Origin of the sequence: Acinetobacter sp. FDAARGOS_558, assembly GCF_003937785.1 — a bacterium.
Taxonomy (GTDB): domain Bacteria; phylum Pseudomonadota; class Gammaproteobacteria; order Pseudomonadales; family Moraxellaceae; genus Acinetobacter; species Acinetobacter baumannii.
This window is the reverse complement of record NZ_RKJH01000001.1, coordinates 1,514,086-1,533,746: the sequence shown is the minus strand read 5'-3', so window position 1 is coordinate 1,533,746 and position 19,661 is coordinate 1,514,086. Positions and strand designations below refer to the sequence as shown.

Annotated in this window: 17 protein-coding genes and 1 pseudogene; 10 read left to right on the top strand and 8 right to left on the bottom strand. The window is 39.5% G+C overall.

What is annotated here, in order from left to right; translation table 11 throughout:
- Positions 1–9 precede the first annotated feature (9 nt).
- The 6 genes from EGT34_RS07255 to rpoD form a co-directional block, all read right to left on the bottom strand.
- Positions 10–1,395: an APC family permease gene (locus EGT34_RS07255; protein WP_000183443.1), complete on the bottom strand. Its 1,386-nt coding sequence runs from the start codon at positions 1,393–1,395 to the stop codon at positions 10–12.
- Positions 1,396–1,660: 265 nt separating this feature from the next.
- Entirely contained in the window at positions 1,661–2,845 is a 1,185-nt protein-coding gene (locus EGT34_RS07250; RefSeq protein ID WP_001118410.1) for an iron-containing alcohol dehydrogenase, read from the bottom strand.
- A 1-nt stretch (position 2,846) separates the two neighbouring features.
- Positions 2,847–3,380: a hypothetical protein gene (locus EGT34_RS07245; RefSeq protein WP_000626048.1), complete on the bottom strand. Its 534-nt coding sequence runs from the start codon at positions 3,378–3,380 to the stop codon at positions 2,847–2,849.
- An 80-nt stretch (positions 3,381–3,460) separates the two neighbouring features.
- Positions 3,461–4,114: a lipoyl(octanoyl) transferase LipB gene (gene lipB, locus EGT34_RS07240; RefSeq protein WP_000050854.1), complete on the bottom strand. Its 654-nt coding sequence runs from the start codon at positions 4,112–4,114 to the stop codon at positions 3,461–3,463.
- 183 nt (positions 4,115–4,297) lie between these two features.
- Positions 4,298–4,585 (bottom strand): YbeD family protein, encoded by a 288-nt coding sequence (locus EGT34_RS07235; RefSeq protein WP_000887099.1) that lies wholly within the window; start codon positions 4,583–4,585, stop codon positions 4,298–4,300.
- 97 nt (positions 4,586–4,682) lie between these two features.
- Complete coding sequence (gene rpoD / locus EGT34_RS07230; RefSeq protein ID WP_001281941.1) at positions 4,683–6,569, bottom strand: RNA polymerase sigma factor RpoD; 1,887 nt, start codon at positions 6,567–6,569, stop codon at positions 4,683–4,685.
- A gap of 358 nt (positions 6,570–6,927) precedes the next feature.
- Between rpoD and EGT34_RS07225 the strand changes: the two genes are divergently transcribed.
- Together EGT34_RS07225 and EGT34_RS07220 are read left to right on the top strand one after the other, a co-directional pair.
- The gene (locus tag EGT34_RS07225) at positions 6,928–7,134 is read left to right on the top strand and encodes a PA3496 family putative envelope integrity protein (protein WP_000099358.1); all 207 of its coding nucleotides are present in this window, start codon (positions 6,928–6,930) and stop codon (positions 7,132–7,134) included.
- A gap of 75 nt (positions 7,135–7,209) precedes the next feature.
- Complete coding sequence (locus tag EGT34_RS07220) at positions 7,210–7,734, top strand: YecA family protein (RefSeq protein WP_001274941.1); 525 nt, start codon at positions 7,210–7,212, stop codon at positions 7,732–7,734.
- A 122-nt stretch (positions 7,735–7,856) separates the two neighbouring features.
- Here the strand turns inward: EGT34_RS07220 and EGT34_RS07215 are convergent, their stop codons facing one another.
- A complete protein-coding gene (locus tag EGT34_RS07215) occupies positions 7,857–8,789 on the bottom strand; it encodes a rhodanese-related sulfurtransferase (protein WP_000994655.1) in 933 nt (310 codons plus the stop codon).
- 111 nt (positions 8,790–8,900) lie between these two features.
- Here EGT34_RS07215 and EGT34_RS07210 point away from each other — a divergent pair, with 111 nt between their 5' ends.
- Complete coding sequence (locus EGT34_RS07210) at positions 8,901–9,386, top strand: DUF1289 domain-containing protein (protein WP_001981983.1); 486 nt, start codon at positions 8,901–8,903, stop codon at positions 9,384–9,386.
- 69 nt (positions 9,387–9,455) lie between these two features.
- Here the strand turns inward: EGT34_RS07210 and gltA are convergent, their stop codons facing one another.
- Complete coding sequence (gene gltA / locus EGT34_RS07205; RefSeq protein ID WP_001287579.1) at positions 9,456–10,730, bottom strand: citrate synthase; 1,275 nt, start codon at positions 10,728–10,730, stop codon at positions 9,456–9,458.
- Between the two features lie 954 nt (positions 10,731–11,684).
- On the opposite strand from gltA, the gene sdhC reads away from it, so the two are divergent.
- The 7 genes and pseudogenes from sdhC to odhB all read left to right on the top strand — a co-directional run bounded on the left by sdhC (position 11,685) and on the right by odhB (position 19,631).
- On the top strand, positions 11,685–12,086 hold the full coding sequence (gene sdhC / locus EGT34_RS07200) for a succinate dehydrogenase, cytochrome b556 subunit (protein ID WP_086242008.1): 402 nt from the start codon (positions 11,685–11,687) through the stop codon (positions 12,084–12,086).
- Positions 12,086–12,451, top strand: a complete 366-nt coding sequence (sdhD, locus tag EGT34_RS07195; RefSeq protein WP_000833672.1) for a succinate dehydrogenase, hydrophobic membrane anchor protein — start codon at positions 12,086–12,088, stop codon at positions 12,449–12,451. The genes sdhC and sdhD overlap by 1 nt, the downstream gene beginning before the upstream one ends.
- A 12-nt stretch (positions 12,452–12,463) precedes the next feature.
- Positions 12,464–14,299: a succinate dehydrogenase flavoprotein subunit gene (gene sdhA / locus EGT34_RS07190; RefSeq protein WP_000500957.1), complete on the top strand. Its 1,836-nt coding sequence runs from the start codon at positions 12,464–12,466 to the stop codon at positions 14,297–14,299.
- A 14-nt stretch (positions 14,300–14,313) separates the two neighbouring features.
- Positions 14,314–15,024 (top strand): succinate dehydrogenase iron-sulfur subunit, encoded by a 711-nt coding sequence (locus tag EGT34_RS07185; protein WP_000086385.1) that lies wholly within the window; start codon positions 14,314–14,316, stop codon positions 15,022–15,024.
- A 283-nt stretch (positions 15,025–15,307) separates the two neighbouring features.
- A pseudogene (locus EGT34_RS07180) lies at positions 15,308–15,437 on the top strand (hypothetical protein).
- A gap of 157 nt (positions 15,438–15,594) precedes the next feature.
- On the top strand, positions 15,595–18,435 hold the full coding sequence (locus EGT34_RS07170; RefSeq protein ID WP_001984866.1) for a 2-oxoglutarate dehydrogenase E1 component: 2,841 nt from the start codon (positions 15,595–15,597) through the stop codon (positions 18,433–18,435).
- Complete coding sequence (gene odhB, locus EGT34_RS07165) at positions 18,435–19,631, top strand: 2-oxoglutarate dehydrogenase complex dihydrolipoyllysine-residue succinyltransferase (protein WP_000179879.1); 1,197 nt, start codon at positions 18,435–18,437, stop codon at positions 19,629–19,631. The genes EGT34_RS07170 and odhB overlap by 1 nt, the downstream gene beginning before the upstream one ends.
- Positions 19,632–19,661 lie beyond the last annotated feature (30 nt).

Genomic DNA, 19,661 nt, shown 5'->3' with positions numbered 1-19,661 from the left:
CCTTTTTTATTATTCATGCTCATTATGTTGAGGAGCATTATATTTAAAGCCTTTGGTTTTATAGGCAAGATAACCTACCCCAAACACTGCCCAAGCTAAGCCAATTTGCAAAGCAAGCTTGTCAATTTCTAACCACATTAAGAACACACTAGCAAAGCCAAGCGTTGGTACAATAATGTAATTAATAATATCTTTGATAGATTTGTTTTTACCATCTCTCAGCGCGTAGCGCGAAATCACCGAGAAGTTTACAAAACTAAAAGCAGTTAAGGCTCCGAAACTAATTAAGTTAACAATATGTTCAAGGTCTAAAAAGCCAGCAGATAATGCAACTACACCAACAATAAGAATATTGTAAGTCGGAGTATGCAATCTTGGGCTAATATGACCAAACAGCTTTTTATTGATAACCCCATCACGGCCCATTACATACATTAAGCGAGATACACCAGCATGTGCTGAAATACCGGATGCCATTACTGCAACTACAGCAAAATATAAAACTAATGTTTTAAATGCAATGCTGCCAATTGCTGCAACCATAACAGGTTGTGATTCATCTAACGGTTTAAAATAGATGTTTGGGTTGCTAGGGAAATACAACTGGATAAAGTAAGTGCTTACAATAAAAATAATACCTGCAAGCAATGCTGTTGAGAAAATCGCTTTTGGAAGCGTTTTTTCAGCATCTTTAGTTTCTTCTGCAAGTGAAGATAAAGCATCAAAACCTGTAAAAGAAAAGCACAGTACTGTTGCACCACCAATCAAAGCACTAATAGAAGTCATATCATTCCAAAAAGGAGTTAATGACCATAATTCGGCTTTATCGGGATTAAGCGTACCATCAGCATATACGCCTTGGGTAAGGAGAATATATACTTGATAAACAAAGTAAAAAATAACACCAAGTTGAATAACCACAATTGTACTGTTAAAACGCGCGACAAAGCGTGCGCCAAATAAGTTAATCACAGTCATTAATGCAGTTAAGCCAATAACCCATAGCCAATTATTTACTTCTGGAAACAAAGCTCTTAAATAAATATCGGCCAAAATGATATTGACGAGTGGTGAAAGTAGATAGTCTAGCCAAGATGACCAACCCACCATAAAACCAACATTAGGGTGAATTGACTTTTGGGCGTAGGTATATGCTGATCCTGAAGAAGGATAGCGTTTGATCATGTGTCCATAACTGATCGACGTCAATAAAATTGCAACTAAGGCAAAGATATAAGAAGTAGGTACATGTCCACCACTTCGTTCTGATACTAAACCAAAAGTATCAAATAAAGTTAATGGCTGAATATAAGCTAAACCAATAATAATGATGTGCCAAAGCACAAGATTCTTTTGAAGTTTAGCTGTTGGTTTAGTCCCAGATAAGTTTGTCAACGGCGTTATCCTCATAATCGTTGATCAAGGATCAGCTTGGTGTTAAGGATCGTTTGAGACGAACGATCCCCCCTACATAAAAGATAAAGTGCGCCAATCTATCCTAAATTGATGCAAATTGTCAGTACTTTCGTGGATTTTTTAGCAAATTTTTTGCCATATTTCCAAAGAAAATGATGAATAAAAATTCATAGATATAAAAAAGGTCTGATTTATCATAAAAATCAGACCTTTAGCTTTTTGCTTTAGATATCTAAATCTTAACTTACCAAGCTTTTTGTAAGATCTCTCGTAGATCTTTTAAGCTTGCTTCTTTAGGATTATAAATAATTGAGCCATCATTTAGTGCTTTCTCTGCCACTTCATCAAGCTGTGCTTCAGTAACTTTACCTGTTTCACGTAAGGTACGTGGTAATTTGGTTAAGCTAAATAAACGATCACGCATTGCTAAAATAGTTGCGATTGCTCTGTCTGCACGCTGAGTAGCAGGAGTCTGGGCATAAATATCGGCACCTGCAAGTGGTAATAGCAACTCGCCAATTTTCTGACCATTGACTTGTTTATTGTACTCAAGCACATAAGGTAAGAATAAGTTCATGCACAGCCCGTGGGGCAGGTGAGCAACTGCACCTAATGCATGTCCTAATGAGTGTACAAGGCCTACCATCGAGTTAGAGAATGCGATACCTGCCATTGTAGAAGCTTGTGCAAGTTCTAAACGACCTTGTGAGTCATTTGGATTTTCTAAGACATTAAATAGATTTTCGCTAATTTTTTTAATACCTGCACTTGCATAGGCATCGCTAAGCGGGTTGGCTGCCATACAGGTGTATGCTTCAACACAATGTGTTAATGCATCCATGCCCGTCATTGCAGTTAAGTGAGGTGGTAAAGTTAATGTCATGCGTGGATCTAAAATCGCAGCATGTGGCATTAAGTAATATGAAGCAAATGCCAATTTAACATTCTTTTGTGTATCAGATACAACAGCAACCATGGTCACTTCAGATCCCGTACCTGATGTAGTCGGGATGACGAAAAATGGTTTTAATGGTTTTGGTAGGTTGTGTGCACCAGAATATTGAAGGAGATCATCTCCACCTTCTGATACTAAAATGTTAGTTGCTTTAGAGGTATCGATAACAGAACCACCGCCCACAGCAATAATCGCATCACATTTATTTGTACGATAAGCTTCCGCGGCAAGTCGAACAACTTCAAGACTTGAGTCTGGTGGAACATCATCAAAAACATGACCAATGACTGCATCAGTTGTGCTAAAAGCAGCTTCAATAGGGTTTAACAAGCCATTTGCACGAACACCTTTATCGGTAATGATAAGAGGGCGTTTTGCACCTAAAGTCGCAAGTTCAAACGGAATATGTTCTAAAGCAGCATTACCGGCAATGACTTTTACAGGACAAAAGAATTCGTAATATGGTTTAGCCATGTTATGCGCTCCGCTTGAAGTAAGACTTAGCTACTTTTAAATAAATATTTGCAGCTTGGTTGAATTTTTCTTTTAGGGTAAGTTCAGTTGGGTATTCTTTAACAGCGAGTGAAGCCACCAATTTCGGTAAAATGAGAGACTCCATTTTATTGAGGCAGCGGACTAAACGAATTGCTGCGGATACATCACCATCAGCAATCATACGGTCATTTGCAAAGGCTTGAGCAGTACTTTCCTGAAAAGAGAAAACCAAAAAAGCATGAGTTACATGCTTAAACGTAATGGTTAAATCAGGCTTTTTTTCCGCTCTTTTCAGCAGTTCTAATTGTTTATCTTCTGTCACTCGTGCAAAAAATGCTGGTCCATTTGGGAAGACATTCATTGAAAGTACAAAGTGAACAGGAAATTTAGACACTTCCTCTTGTATTTCACTATCTACTTGACTCGCCATGACTAAGCCTCGACCAACAACGTCCATCATGAGCTTAACGTAGGCAAGTTGCAGAGTGGGCTTTACAGCTTTTGTCGAAATCACTTGCTATCCCTTCTTAAAATTATGCAAAAGCAAATTTAGAGTAATTACTCTAATATATTTTTATTCCATCTCAAAATCATTTATTCAATTTTGACTTCTGGGTCATTAAAGTACCCAGTCGCTTTAATATACTCAATAAAGTCCTGACAAAGTTGTTCAAATGATGGATATGGAGTCACTAAATCTTGTATGCGGACCATTTCTAGCCCTGCATAACCACAAGGGTTGATGGTTTGAAAACCAGTTAGAGCACAGTCCAAGTTTAGGGCTAAACCGTGATAACTACGTCCACGGCGAATTTTGAAGCCTAATGAACCAATCTTTCTGCCATCCACATAAACGCCTGGTGCATCAGGTTTTGCATATGCTGCAATGTTATATTTCTTTAAAACATCTATCATAAATTGTTCAGCAAAACTGACCAATGTGCGTACATTCCATTTCAGTCGATTAAGGTCAAACATAAAGTAAGCGACGAGTTGACCAGGACCATGCCATGTCACTTGTCCACCACGGTCGGTTTGTACCACAGGAATGTTTGATGGAATCAGAATATGTTCTGGTTTTCCAGCCTGACCTTGAGTTAGTACTTCATGATGCTGGAGTAACCACAGCTCGTCTGCTGTATTTTCATCACGTTGATTGGTCAGGTTCTTCATCGATTCGAATTTGCTTTGATAATCTTGTAAATCGTTCCACTGACGAATAATCAAAGTGGGTTTATCAAGGCTCATTAAACATTTTCCTGTGCATGGTACTTAACAGAAGGGAAGTCTCTCAACTTTAAATTATGAGAGTATGCTTTTGATGAGTTTAAAGTATTTTGCTTAAGCGGTTCTAAATATTTGTAATTATTTCTATAAAGATTGGTATAAATAAAAATGCCATGACATTAAATTTGTCATGGCATTTTAAAATTAAAGCGCAGTTCTTATTTGCGGACAAGCAGCCAAGTCTGCATATAAAGCATGCACTTGTTCCAATTCATCAAAGCGTAATTGCGCGGTTAATGAATGGTATTTGCCTGTACGTGATTCTTGTACTTTTAACGTTGTTTGGTCAAAGTCAGGAAAATGTTTCACTAGAATATCAACGACAGCTATACGTAATTCTTCACCCGCATCGCCAATGAGTTTAATTGGATAGTCCATTGGAAATACCCAAAGGTCTTCACGGAGTTCGCGAGATGGAGTGCGGTCTAACATAAGTAACCTCATCATGTGAAACGCCTGCATCATCGCAGGCGTTTATAGCTCTTTCTATTAAATGGGGACTAGTCTCGAAATTTCAAGATTTCAAAAATTAGTCATTCTCTAGGAAAGAACGCAAGTGTTCAGAACGAGAAGGGTGACGTAATTTACGCAATGCTTTCGCTTCAATCTGACGAATACGCTCACGTGTTACATCAAACTGCTTACCTACTTCTTCTAAAGTATGATCGGTTGGCATATCAATACCAAAACGCATCTTCAATACTTTTGCTTCACGTTCAGTTAAGTTTTCTAAAACTTCACGAGTTGCTTCTTTTAAGCCTTCTGAAGTCGCAGCATCAATTGGAGAAGTGATGTTCTGGTCTTCAATAAAATCCCCAAGATGCGAATCTTCATCATCACCGATTGGAGTTTCCATTGAAATTGGCTCTTTCGCAATTTTAAGAACCTTACGAACTTTAACCTCATCCATTTCTAAGCGTTCGCCTAACTCTTCAGGAGTAGGTTCACGGCCCATTTCCTGTAATAATTGACGCGATACACGGTTAATTTTGTTAATCGTTTCAATCATGTGTACAGGAATACGAATTGTACGGGCCTGATCGGCAATAGAACGGGTAATTGCCTGACGAATCCACCAAGTCGCATAAGTTGAGAATTTATAACCACGACGATATTCAAACTTGTCTACGGCTTTCATCAAACCAATGTTCCCTTCTTGAATCAAGTCAAGGAACTGTAAACCACGATTGGTATATTTTTTCGCAATCGAAATTACCAAACGAAGGTTGGCCTCTACCATTTCTTTTTTCGCACGACGAGCTTTGGCTTCACCAATTGCCATACGTTTAGAAATATCTTTAATTTCACTAACGTTTAGGCCAAGCTCTTTTTCGATATCTGCAATTTTTTGCTGGAAGGCTAAAACATCAGGACGAACTTTTTCCAAGTGAGCCTTGATTTCAGCTGGAGCTTTAGCAATTTGTTCATCTAACCAAGCAGGATTAGATTCCTGTTTCGGGAAAGATGTACGGAACTGGTTACGGTCCATACGACCACGACGTACTGCATAACGCATAATTTCACGTTCATTGGCACGAATTTGTTCATGAGTTCCGCGAATCATTTCTGAAATGATGTCAAATAAACGTGGAGTAAATTTAAACATCATAAATACAGTTGCTAAAGACTCCAGAGCTTCATTTGCTTCAGGGCTATTACGGCCATGTTTTTCGATGACAGCTTTAGTTTGAGCCCATGCAGCTTCTAATTCAGCAAAACGAACTTTTGCAACTTCAGGGTCTGGACCTGAATCACCTTCAGAATCATCATCACCTTCAGACTCTTCTTCTTCATCGTCATCATCAAGCTTAACTTCTTTCGTTGACTTTGTAGATGATTCGTCTTCTTCCTCAAGCTCTTCAACATCTTCTAAAACTTCCGGAATATCTTCGTCAGTTTCAGGGTCTAAATAACCAGATAAGATATCGGCAAGACGGCGTTCGCCAGTTAAAAAATCATTATATTCTTTTAATACAACTTCAACAGCATTTGGCCAGTAAGCGATTGAGTTCAAGACATCACGAATGCCTTCTTCAATACGTTTAGCAATGCTGATTTCACCTTCACGGGTTAACAGTTCTACTGTACCCATTTCACGCATGTACATACGTACAGGGTCTGTCGTACGTCCAGGCTCATTTTCAACAGATGCAAGTACGGCAGCAGCTTCTTCTTCAGCAACTTCATCAGTTGCATCAGCTGATTCGCCGAACATGGTATCGTCAGATTCAGGTGCACGCTCGTGTACAGGAATACCAACGTCTTGAAGCATCTGGATGATGTCTTCAATCTGTTCGCTTTCAGTAATCGAGTCCGGCAGATGATCGTTAACCTCAGCGTAAGTTAAGTAACCTTGTTCTTTGCCTCGGCTAATCAGAGCCGCTACTTGAGAAGTAGGGGAATGCATATCGCTCATCTTTGCTTACTCTTTGTTGAATCTGTGGCAGTGAAAAACCGTGCATGATAGCACAATTTGCTTGAAATGTTTGGGCTTTGATCGGTGACCGTTAAATAAAAAATATCTTTGAATTCACGACTATTTTTTGAATATTGGGCTAAAATCATTTTTTTCAAGGTTAAATCATAGAAAAATTTGTAGAAATCTTCGCTTATCAAAAGACTGTTCTGTTTTATAAATACACAATTTTTTGGGTGAAAAAAAGTACAAATGAGCAATTAAATGAAAAAAATATAAATAAAACTTGACAAGGAAAAGTAAGACAGATAAATAGCGGCTAGACCCATTCACATTTTTTCATTATGAGGTAGTTTTAGTGTCTTCTACAGATTTTGAACTAGATGATAACTACGGCGATGATGATGATGTCGGTTTTGATGAGTCATCAGGCAAAATCAGTGCAAAAGAATCGTTGGAAAAACGTAGATTAATTGATGATCTATTGGCACAGCGCCGTTTAGAGCGTGAGTTAAAAGATTTCGATTATGATTTAGACGATGATGATCTTGATGACGAAGACTAATCAAAACTAAATAGGGCATCGTCAGCTTAAGTGCTATGCTATCGTCAATTTCTTTTTAAAGTCAGGTAACACACAATGAGTGCATTAGATTTAGACCAATTAAGTGAATATCTAGATGGAGACCACAATGAGTATGGTCTAGACTTTGCTGCAACTCATGGATTTTTGTGTGCAATTGCAGTAGGCCCTCAGTTTGACCGTTGGTTAGATGAATTGTTCGAAGGTAACCAGAAAAAGGTTCCGGCTGAAATTATTCAACAAATCAAGGTTTGGCTAGAGTCGATTCGTCAAGATTTAGCAAATGAAAATGGGATTGAATTTCCATTTGAAGTTGAAGAAGCTGACGTTGAATCAAGCCTAGGCGATTGGAGTGTAGGGTTTGTTGATGCAATGTTCTTAAACGAAGAGGCGTGGTTTGCTCCTGAGTACGAAGAACAATTGGTTGATTTGACTTTACCGATCATGGTTTTTAGTGGAATTGATGAAGAAGATCCACAGATGGAATCTTTCCGTCGCAATGGACAGTTAATGGATGAACTGGCAGAAGAAATCCCAGATAATTTGAATGAGTTATATTTGATGTACCATACTCCAAATTAATTTATTAGAAGAAATAATAAATAACGTCCTTTCTAGGGCGTTTTTTATTGTCAGAATTTATCTATATGAATTAAAAAAGGCATTTAGAAAACTAAATGCCTTTTGAAAAATTCTTTTAAATCTTATAGACGTTTACGTTTAGCGGCAGCAATTTGTGATTGGCGCATACGGAAACCAGCTTTTTGTTTTTCAGTGGTTTTATCAATACAATACAAGCAAGAAACACCATGTTCATAGCTTGGTAGCGCAGACTCTTCAGGAGTTAAAGGCCAGCCACAAGCATGACATTTAATGTTTGCACCTTCTTCAACACCATGAGTTACAGCAGTACGTCCATCAAATACGAAACATTCACCTTCCCAAAGGCTTTCATCAGGAGGAGTTTCTTCTAAATATTTAAGAATACCGCCTTTAAGGTGGTAAACCTCTTTAAAGCCCTCTTGAAGAAGTAAAGAAGTTGATTTTTCGCAGCGAATACCACCCGTACAGAACATCGCGATTTTCTTATCTTTATGTTGTTCTAACTCTTTTTTTACATATTCAGGAAATTCGCGGAAAGTTTCTGTTTTTGGATCAATCGCACCTTTGAAAGTTCCGGCTTTATATTCATAATCATTACGTGTGTCGATTAGAATCACATCATCACGTGCAATAAGCTCATTCCATTCTTTAGGATCAAGATAGTGACCCACTAAATCACGAGGTTTTACTTCAACGCCTAAAGTCACGATTTCTTTTTTAAGCTTGATTTTCATTTTACGGAAGGGTTTGTCAGAACTATGGGATTCTTTATATTCCATAGCGTTAAAACCTTCGTTTAACAAAAATTGATGAATTGTATCAATTGCTTCACGGTCCCCAGCAACAGTACCATTAATTCCTTCACCTGCTACAATCAGAGTTCCGCAAAGGTTAATTGTTTTCACTAAGTCTAAAAGACGTTGTTGAAGATCAGCTGGATCTTGAACTTCTTTAAATTGATATAGTGCTGCAACAACCCAACCCGCGGTCGCTTGCTGTTCTACAGGTGCAAGCTGTTCTACAGTAGCGTTCATGGAAAACTCCAAATGTATTAAGATAGAAATTTAAGGCGCATATTTTAGCGCGAAAATTCGTAATAAGCGAGAAAACCATAAAAAGTATATGGTTTATTTAAGGAGTCTGTTTTGAGTAGTGATCATCGAATGCTCTCTCTCACCCCATGTGCAGGGCGTTGTTCAACAGTTTTTGGTGATCAGGTATGTCGTGGTTGTCGCCGCTTTAACCATGAAGTAATTCAATGGAATACCTATACGGCAGAGCAGCGTTTAGCTGTCTGGAAGCGTTTAGATGATCAATTGGATCAGATTTTGGTACCTATGTTGCCGCAGGCGAATCTACAGCATGTAGAAGGATTTATATTAGGTAAACGTGTCAGGTTAATGGAAGGGGCGAGTAAAGGGCGTAAACTCTACCATGCCTTAAAAATATGTGAAAAGAATAAGCATTTAGCTCATGAGAGTGGTTTGGGGATTTCAGAAGCGCAAGTTAAAGAAGTATGGACTGAGTTTGAAAGACGTATTTTAGCTTTGGCTAAAGCGAGTTATGAGTTGGCTTGGTTAAGAGCTGATGGTATTAGTCATCACTTATTAAATATGTTTGAAGAAGAATAACTTTTAAAAACTTATTTATAAAAAAAGCTGCCATTAGGCAGCTTTTTTACATTAATGTTCTTTCGAATATTAACGCTTGATGTCACGTTGCACTTCACCAGTGTAAAGCTGACGAGGACGACCAATTTTGTAAGGACCGCTGTGCATTTCTAACCAGTGGCTGATCCAACCAACTGTACGTGCAAGAGCGAAGATAACAGTAAACATTTCTGTTGGGATACCAATCGCTTTAAGGATGATACCAGAGTAGAAGTCTACGTTAGGGTAAAGTTTACGTTCAACAAAGTACGGGTCGTTCAATGCAATACGTTCAAGTTCCATAGCAAGCGCTAATTGAGGATCATTGATACCTAATGCTTCAAGAACTTCGTCACAAGTTTGCTTCATCACTTTAGCACGTGGGTCGAAGTTTTTGTAAACGCGGTGACCGAAGCCCATAAGTTTAACTTCTTTGCGTTTAACTTTTTCCATGAACTCAGCAACATTTTCAACGCTACCGATTTCATCAAGCATTTTAAGAACTGCTTCGTTCGCGCCACCGTGTGCAGGACCCCAAAGAGCAGAGATACCAGCAGAGATACACGCATATGGATTCGCACCAGTAGAACCAGCAAGACGAACTGTAGAAGTAGACGCGTTTTGTTCGTGGTCAGCGTGAAGCGTAAAGATACGATCCATTGCACGAGCAAGAACAGGGTTTACTTTGTAGTCACGGTCTGCAGGAGTTGCAAACATCATGTGTAAGAAGTTTTCCGCGTAATTTAAGTCATTACGTGGATAGATGAATGGCTGACCTACAGTATATTTGTAGCTCCAAGCAGCAAGCGTTGGAATTTTAGCAATCAAACGAATCGCAGTAATTTCGCGGTGGTTGATGTCTTCAATGTCAAGGTTGTTGTGATAGAAAGCAGATAATGCGCCTACTACACCAACCATGATTGCCATAGGGTGAGCATCACGACGGAAACCATTGAAGAAACGGCTAACTTGATCATGAACCATAGTATGAGCACGAACTTTCGCATCGAACTCAACTTTTTGTTCAGCAGTTGGTAACTCGCCATTTAATAATAAATAACAAGTTTCAAGGTAGTCTGCTTGAGTCGCTAACTGGTCAATCGGGTAACCGCGGTGTAATAAAATACCTTTGTCACCATCGATAAATGTGATTTTAGACTCGCATGAAGCTGTCGCCATAAAACCAGGATCAAAAGTAAAGTGACCTGAGGCCAATACATCTTTAACGTCGATTACATCGGGACCTAATGTGCCACTGTAAATTGGTAATTCAATTTCTTTGCCATCAAGATGTAATACGGCTTTTTTGCCAGTTGCTTCAGACATTCAATAGATCTCCTGTCCTGGTGAATGATTATCTGACTCGAAATCCTAATTTTCTCATGTGCGAATCAGACGGTGTCAAAATTTGCTATAAGATTAGTGAGTACTGAAATTTTGTCAATTATACTTATGGATAAAAAATGACGTTCCCACAGAGAGTTAGTCATCAAGACCCGAGCAAAAAAAGTCAGTAAAATCACTGCATCGGGATGGTATCATAAGTCAATTCAAGAAGAACGTGCAGAAAAAAAATGAAGCGTGAGTACAATTGTAAGCAAATTTTTAAATAAAAATTAAGAATAGGGGAGCGTTATAAAATGCCAATCCGATTAAAAAAATCATAAAACTCAGGCTGTAATTTTAAATTGTGATTCAAAAATCGTCACATTATCACTATTTGATAATTCCAAAAGTTGTCTTTTTTTTAAGTTTAATTGTTTAAAAAATAGCTCATTGAACAGTCTAGAAAAAATTAAAACTCATTTTTTGTAAAAATAGTGATCATTGTTAACAGTCAAGTAGCACTTTATTTCTTTTGATATAAATACGGATAATCCCTCTTTATAGATAAAACTGAATAAAATTAGCAAGTAAGAAGAAGTTTTATTTATATTTTTGTCTTGAGTTGATGATTTATTAACTTTATCTTTAGTCTAAAATGCACTTATTTTAAATAAAACTGTAGAAAAGCAATTTTTTATAAAAGATGAGATTAAACAAGCACATGTTTTGTTTAATCTTAACTTCGGGATAGGAAAGGATGCTGTTTGGCTATGTGAATGATTCTTATTTGATGAGTTTTTGCGGAAAAGCCAAAGTCGATTGTTTGTATTTTGATATTTCGCGTTTTATAATTCAGTGTCGTTTATAGGTTAGGCATGAGCTGTGCTTGCCTAACAATGCCAGCTTTCCTTGGAATTAATTCAACAAACTCCGGTCGGAGTTTCTACCTACAGGATGCCCGCTGTGAAAAGCAACAGACCTGTCAATTTGTCCATGGGTCAGGTGTTAGCGGTAAATTTACGCTCACCCGTGGCTATTGCATCAATTTTACACCGTTTATCAGGTGTCATCGTTTTCTTATTAGTACCAGTTCTCTTATGGATTCTAGATAAATCATTATCTTCACCAGAAGGATTTGACTACGTTAAAAATGTCGTTTTTGGAAATATCCTCGTACGTTTTGTTGTGTGGGTATTTGTAGCCGGCTTGATTTTCCACTTTATTGCTGGGGTTAAGCATTTGCTTGCAGATCTAGGTTTTGCTGAAGAACTGCAAAGCGGTCGTATTGCAGCGACAATTTCATTGATCTTAACTGTGGTAGCCATTATCGCAGCCTTTGTATGGATTATGTTCTAATGAAAAGTGCTACAGGTTTAACAGGTTCAGGTTCTCGTGATTGGTTTATCCAGCGTGTAAGTGCTGTGGTATTGGCAGCTTATACTGTTGTTCTTTTTGGTTGGATCCTCTGCAAAGGCGGATTTGACTATCAACAATGGGCTGGCTTCATGATGACATTACCAATGAAGATTTTCTCTTTATTGGCAATTTTGTCGCTTATCGCACACGCATGGATTGGTATGTGGCAGGTTTTTACTGACTATGTCACTACTCGTCAAATGGGTCCTTCAGCGAAAGGTTTACGCCTTGTACTGACTACGGCTGTCATTATTGCAGTGTTTGTGTACGCAATCTGGGGTATCCAGATTTTCTGGGCGAATTGATAGGAAGATATCATGGGCGCGATAAACCCTAAAGAAGATTATTCAAATATTCAAAACCTCACTTTCGATGCTGTTATCGTTGGTGGTGGTGGTTCTGGTATGCGTGCATCTTACCAACTTGCTCAAGCAGGTTTGAAAGTTGCAGTACTTACTAAAGTTTTCCCAACACGTTCACATACAGTTGCTGCTCAGGGCGGTATTGGTGCGTCGTTAGGTAACATGCAAGAAGATAACTGGCATTTCCACTTTTACGATACAGTAAAAGGTTCTGACTGGTTAGGTGACCAAGACGCAATCGAGTTTATGTGTCGTGAGGCGCCAAAAGTTGTTTATGAACTTGAACACTTAGGTATGCCGTTTGACCGTAACGCTGATGGTACAATTTACCAACGTCCATTCGGTGGTCACTCTGCAAACTATGGTGATAAACCAGTTCCACGTGCTTGTGCTGCTGCTGACCGTACTGGTCACGCTTTATTGCACACGCTTTATCAAAGCAACGTGAAAATGGGTACTCAATTCTTCGTTGAGTGGATCGCTCTTGATTTGATCCGTAACGAAGCAGGTGATGTACTCGGTGTAACTGCAATTGACCAAGAAACTGGTAACATTGCAGTATTCCAAGCAAAAGCAACATTATTTGCAACTGGTGGTGCTGGTCGTGTTTACCGTGCATCAACAAATGCTTATATCAACACTGGTGACGGTCTTGGTATGGCTGCTCGTGCTGGTATTCCATTACAAGATATGGAATTCTGGCAATTCCACCCTACAGGTGTTGCGGGCGCAGGCGTATTGTTGACTGAAGGTTGTCGTGGTGAAGGTGCGATCCTTCGTAACAAAGACGGCGAACCATTCATGGAACGTTATGCACCAACTTTAAAAGACTTGGCTCCGCGTGACTTCGTATCACGTTCTATGGACCAAGAAATTAAAGAAGGTCGTGGTTGTGGTCCAAAAGGTGATTATATCTTGCTTGATATGACTCACTTGGGTGCTGACACAATTATGAAGCGTTTACCATCTGTATTTGAGATTGGTAAAAAATTCGCAAACGTCGACATCACTAAAGAACCAATTCCAGTAGTACCAACAATCCATTATCAAATGGGTGGTATTCCTACGAATATGCATGGTCAAGTGTGCTTACCAGAGCCTGGTACAGACAACTACACTAAACCTGTAAAAGGTTTCTATGCAATCGGTGAGTGTTCATGCGTATCAGTACATGGTGCGAACCGTTTAGGTACTAACTCACTTCTTGACTTGGTTGTATTTGGTAAGGCTGCTGGTGAGCACATTATCGATTACGTAACTAAGCATCATGGTGATGAATATGCACCGCTTCCAACAAATGTATTAGAGCAAACTTTAGCTCGTGTACGTAAATTGGATGAATCAACTTCTGGCGAAAATGCTCAAGAAGTTGCTGATGCAATTCGTGATATTGTTCAAGACCACGCAGGTGTATTCCGTACTCAAGCATTGCTTGATAAAGGTGTTAAAGAGATTCTTGCTCTTGAACCACGCGTGCGTAACATTCACTTGAAAGATAAATCTAAAGTATTTAACACTGCACGTGTTGAAGCGCTTGAAGTTGAAAACTTATATGAAGTTGCAAAAGCTACATTAATTTCAGCTGCTGCGCGTAAAGAATGTCGTGGTGCGCATACGGTAGTTGATTATGAATTACCAGCTGATCACCCAACTTATTCATACGGTCGCCGTGATGATGAGTGGATGAAACACACTTTATGGTATTCATCAGATAACCGTTTGGAATATAAGCCAGTGCGCTTCAAGCCGTTAACTGTTGATCCAATTCCACCAGCACCACGTACATTCTAATCGGGAGTATAAAGATGAGTAGAGGTACTCGTACATTCGAAATCTACCGCTATGATCCTGATAAGGATAAAGCGCCGTACATGCAAACTTTCAAGCTTGAATTGACTGATAAGCACCGTATGTTGCTTGATGCATTGCTTGCTTTGAAGGTTCAAGACGAAACGTTAACATTCCGTCGTTCTTGCCGTGAAGGTATTTGTGGTTCTGATGGTGTGAATATCAATGGTAAAAATGGTTTGGCTTGCTTGCAAAACCTTAACGATTTACCAGAGAAAATCGTAATTCGTCCATTACCTGGTTTGCCGGTTGTTAAAGATTTGGTTGTTGATATGAACCAATTCTATGATCAGTATGACAAAATTCAGCCATTCTTGATCAATAACCAACCTGCTCCACCTAAAGAGCGTTTGCAATCTCCTGAAGAGCGTGAACACTTAAATGGTTTGTATGAGTGTATTCTTTGTGCATGTTGTTCAACTTCATGCCCATCATTCTGGTGGAACCCTGATAAATTCTTGGGTCCTTCAGCGTTGTTGAATGCATATCGTTTTATTATCGACTCTCGTGATACTGCAACTGCAGAACGTTTGGCTCGTCTTGACGATCCGTTCAGTTTGTTCCGTTGTAAAGGTATTATGAACTGTGTGTCAGTATGTCCTAAAGGTTTGAATCCAACAAAAGCAATCGGTCATATCCGTAATATGTTGTTAGATCAAGCGGGTTAATTCTGCGCAAATAGAGAACGCACATCCTTGATGTGCGTTTTTTTTTAATTTTATAATACGTGTCTTATACTTTAGTCGGTAAAAGAAGGGTTTTTATATAAAGCACCATATATTAATAGATAAAATTGGATATGTATTTCGCCAATTTATAGATGGTATGTGTCAAAAAAATCAATCGTTCGTTAAGAACATGATACGATTTGCCACAAAGTTATAGGTGAAAAAAGCGTATACTAGTGAAATTAAATTAAGTGGCACGATCTTAGATCTGTGCTTAATTTTTATGGTTAAAGTCATTTTAGAAAAGTTAATTTTAAAGTTAATTTTTCTAAAAAGATTTGCAAAAAATTGCTCGGTTTTTTATCGAGTATAAGGTGAGTGATGATGCCATTGAGGGCGTTGTGATTCATTAATTACCTATGGAGTTTTCTCTCTAGGTAGTATGACGCCCCATGGTCTTGAAGACCTGTTGGGTAAGTAGTGTCATTTTTACCAATTTGACATTATGCATCATGGGTATGCTTAAAAGGCAGCCTGTAATATTTTTTGCAATAGGAAATGGGTCCACAAATGCAAGAAGTTGCTGACGCATTGCGTCTTGACACTGAACTTTCCGCTGATAGTGCAGCGTATATTGAAGAACTTTACGAGCAGTACCTGACTTCCCCAACCTCCGTCGCTGAGGACTGGCGCCAATATTTCGATAAATATCCAAAGGGTGACCAACCACACAGCGCTGTGCGTGAGCAATTCCTATTACTAGGACGTAATGCTAATCGTGTTCAACCTGTTGTACAAAGTACTGTAAGTACTGAACATGAGCGTCGTCAAATTGGCGTTTTACAACTCATTGCTGCTTATCGCAATCGCGGACATCAAAAAGCTAAGTTAGATCCGTTAGGTCTTGCTAAGCGTGAAGATATTCCTGATTTAGATCTTTCAGCACACGGTTTAACCAAATCAGATTTAGACACAGTATTCAACACAGGCAATCTTGAGATCGGTAAAAGCGAAGCAACGCTTGCTGAGATGATTGAAGCAATGGAAGCAATCTATTGTGGTTCGATCGGTGTTGAATATATGCATATCGTGGACACAAAAGAGAAACGTTGGATTCAACAACGTCTTGAAAGTGCCCGTGGTAAATTCAATTTCTCAAATGAACAAAAGAAAGGCTTCTTAGAGCGCTTAACCGCTGCTGAAGGCTTAGAAAAATATCTCGGTAATAAATACGTCGGCGCTAAACGTTTTGGTGTTGAAGGCGGCGAATCTTTTATTCCTATGGTAAATGAGATTATCCAGCGTGCTGGTGCCGTAGGTTGTAAAGAAGTTGTTATCGGTATGCCACACCGTGGTCGTTTGAACCTTCTTGTTAACATTATGGGTAAAAACCCTGCGGACTTATTTGGTGAGTTCGAAGGTAAAGCACTTCATAAGAAAGGTTCTGGTGACGTTAAATACCACCAAGGTTTCTCAAGTAATGTAATGACTCCAGGTGGTGAAGTTCACTTGGCATTGGCATTTAACCCATCTCACTTAGAAATCGTTGGTCCTGTAGTCGAAGGTTCTGTACGTGCGCGTCAAGTACGTCGTAGAGATATCGGCGGTGATGACGTATTACCAGTTATTGTTCATGGTGATGCTGCATTTGCAGGTCAGGGCGTGAACATGGAAACCTTCCAGATGTCACAAACTCGTGGCTATACGGTTGGTGGTACAGTTCATATTATTGTGAACAACCAAGTTGGTTTCACAACTTCTGATCCACGTGATGCGCGTTCGACAGAATACTGTACAGACGTTGCTAAAATGATTCAGGCTCCTATCTTCCATGTAAATGGTGATGATCCTGAAGCTGTTATCTTTGCTACTCAATTAGCACATGATTTCCGTCACGAATTCCGTAAAGATGTAGTCATCGATTTGTTCTGTTACCGTCGTCGTGGCCATAACGAAGCAGATGAGCCATCTGGTACACAACCATTGATGTATCAAGTGATTGCGAAGAAAGCAACTACTCGTACACTTTATGCTGATCAATTGGTACAAGAGAAAGTACTTGACCGTGCTGAAGCTGACCAAATGGTTGAAGATTATCGTGCTGATTTAGAAGCGGGTAATCATGTAGCGAATGCTTTGATTCTTGAACCGAACACTAAAATGTTTGTAGATTGGACTCCATATTTGGGCCATGAATATACAGACGATTGGGATACTTCATTTGACATAAACCGCCTTAAAGAATTAGGCGAGGGCATGAGTAAGCTTCCTGAAGGGTTTGTAATGCAGCGTCAGGTTCAAAAAGTAATTGAAGACCGCGTGAAAATGCAAACTGGTGAAACTCCATTGAACTGGGGTGCAGCAGAAACTTTAGCTTATGCAACTTTATTAGATGAAGACTATCTAGTTCGTATTACTGGTGAAGACGTGGGTCGTGGTACCTTCTCACACCGTCATGCAAAATTGCATAACCAAGTTGATGGTTCAACTTACATTCCTCTTTGCCATGTGAAAGAGAACCAACCACGTTTTGCGATTTATGACTCTCTTTTATCAGAAGAAGCAGTTCTTGCATTCGAATATGGTTACGCAACTACTATTCCTAAGAGCTTGATTATTTGGGAAGCACAATTTGGTGACTTCGTAAACTGTGCTCAAGTTGTGATTGACCAGTTTATTGCTTCTGGTGAGACTAAGTGGGAGCGTGTTTGTGGTTTAACAATGTTGTTACCACACGGTTTCGAGGGTCAAGGTCCAGAGCACTCTTCAGCTCGTTTAGAACGTTTCTTACAGTTATGTGCTGAAGACAACATGCAAGTGATCACTCCAACGACACCTGCACAGATTTTCCATGCATTACGTCGTCAGGCTGTACGCCCAATTCGTAAGCCATTAATCGTAATGTCACCGAAATCTTTACTTCGTCATAAACTTGCGACTTCTACTTTAGAAGAGCTAGCACATGGTTCATTCCAAACTGTAATTGACGAAATCGATCAAATTAACAAGTCAGATGTAACTCGTCTTGTACTTTGTGGCGGTAAAGTTTATTACGACTTACTCGAAAAACGTCGTGAACAAAACTTAACTAATGTTGCAATTGTACGTATTGAACAGTTGTATCCATACCCAGAGCAACGTCTTGCGGAAATCTTGGCTGCTTATCCAAATGTGAAAGAACTCGTTTGGGCGCAAGAAGAGCCGAAGAACCAAGGTGCTTGGTTGTTTATCGCACCGCGTTTATATGACGATATCTTAAAATCTGGCAAACAAATCCGTATCAGTTTTGCAGGTCGTGAAGCTTCTGCTGCACCAGCTTGTGGCTCACCGTACTTGCATGCAAAACAACAAGCTCAGCTAATTAATGATGCATTGGCAATCGAAGCTGAACAATCAGGAGATTCTCAATAATGGCAACCGAAATTAAAGCACCGGTATTCCCAGAGTCTGTTGCAGATGGAACCATCGCAACTTGGCATAAAAAGGTGGGTGAACCTGTATCACGTGATGAAGTAATCTGTGATATTGAAACCGACAAAGTTGTTTTAGAAGTTGTTGCTCCTGCAGATGGTAGCTTGGTTGCAATCATTAAAGGTGAAGGCGATACAGTTCTTTCTGACGAAGTTATTGCTCAATTCGAAGCTGGTGCTGGCGCAGCGGCTGCTGCTCCTGCGGCAGTAGAACAAGCAGTTGCTCAGACTCAAGCTGGTGCTGCTCCTGTTGTTGAGCGTAACGAAACTGTATCTGATCAAGCTCCTGCAGTACGTAAAGCGTTAACTGAATCTGGCATTGCTGCTTCTGACGTACAAGGTACTGGTCGTGGTGGTCGTATCACTAAAGAAGATGTTGCGAACCATCAAGCTAAACCAGCTGCTAACGTTACTCCATTAAGCGTTGCTGTTGGCGAACGTATCGAAAAACGCGTTCCAATGACTCGTTTACGTAAACGTGTAGCTGAGCGTCTTCTTGCAGCTACTCAAGAAACAGCAATGTTAACTACATTTAACGAAGTTAACATGAAGCCAATCATGGAATTACGTAAGCAATATAAAGATGCTTTCGAAAAACGTCATGGTGCTCGTTTAGGCTTCATGTCATTCTTCGTTAAAGCAGCAACTGAAGCGCTTAAACGCTACCCAGCTGTAAATGCTTCAATTGATGGCGATGATATCGTTTATCACGGTTACTACGACATCGGTGTTGCAGTATCTTCTGATCGTGGTCTTGTTGTACCAGTATTGCGTGATACTGACCGTATGAGCTATGCAGAAGTTGAAGCAGGTATTGCTGCTTACGCTGCTAAAGCACGTGATGGTAAATTATCTATCGAAGAAATGACTGGCGGTACTTTCACAATCACTAACGGTGGTACTTTCGGTTCATTACTTTCAACTCCAATTTTGAACCAGCCGCAAACTGGTATCTTGGGTATGCATAAAATCCAAGAACGTCCTATGGCGGTAAATGGTCAAGTTGAAATCTTGCCAATGATGTACTTAGCGCTTTCTTATGACCACCGTATGATCGATGGTAAAGAAGCTGTAGGTTTCTTGGTAGCAATCAAAGAATTGTTAGAAGAACCAGCTAAACTCATTCTTGATCTTTAATTTCTTCGAATAAATACCTACCAGGGTAGA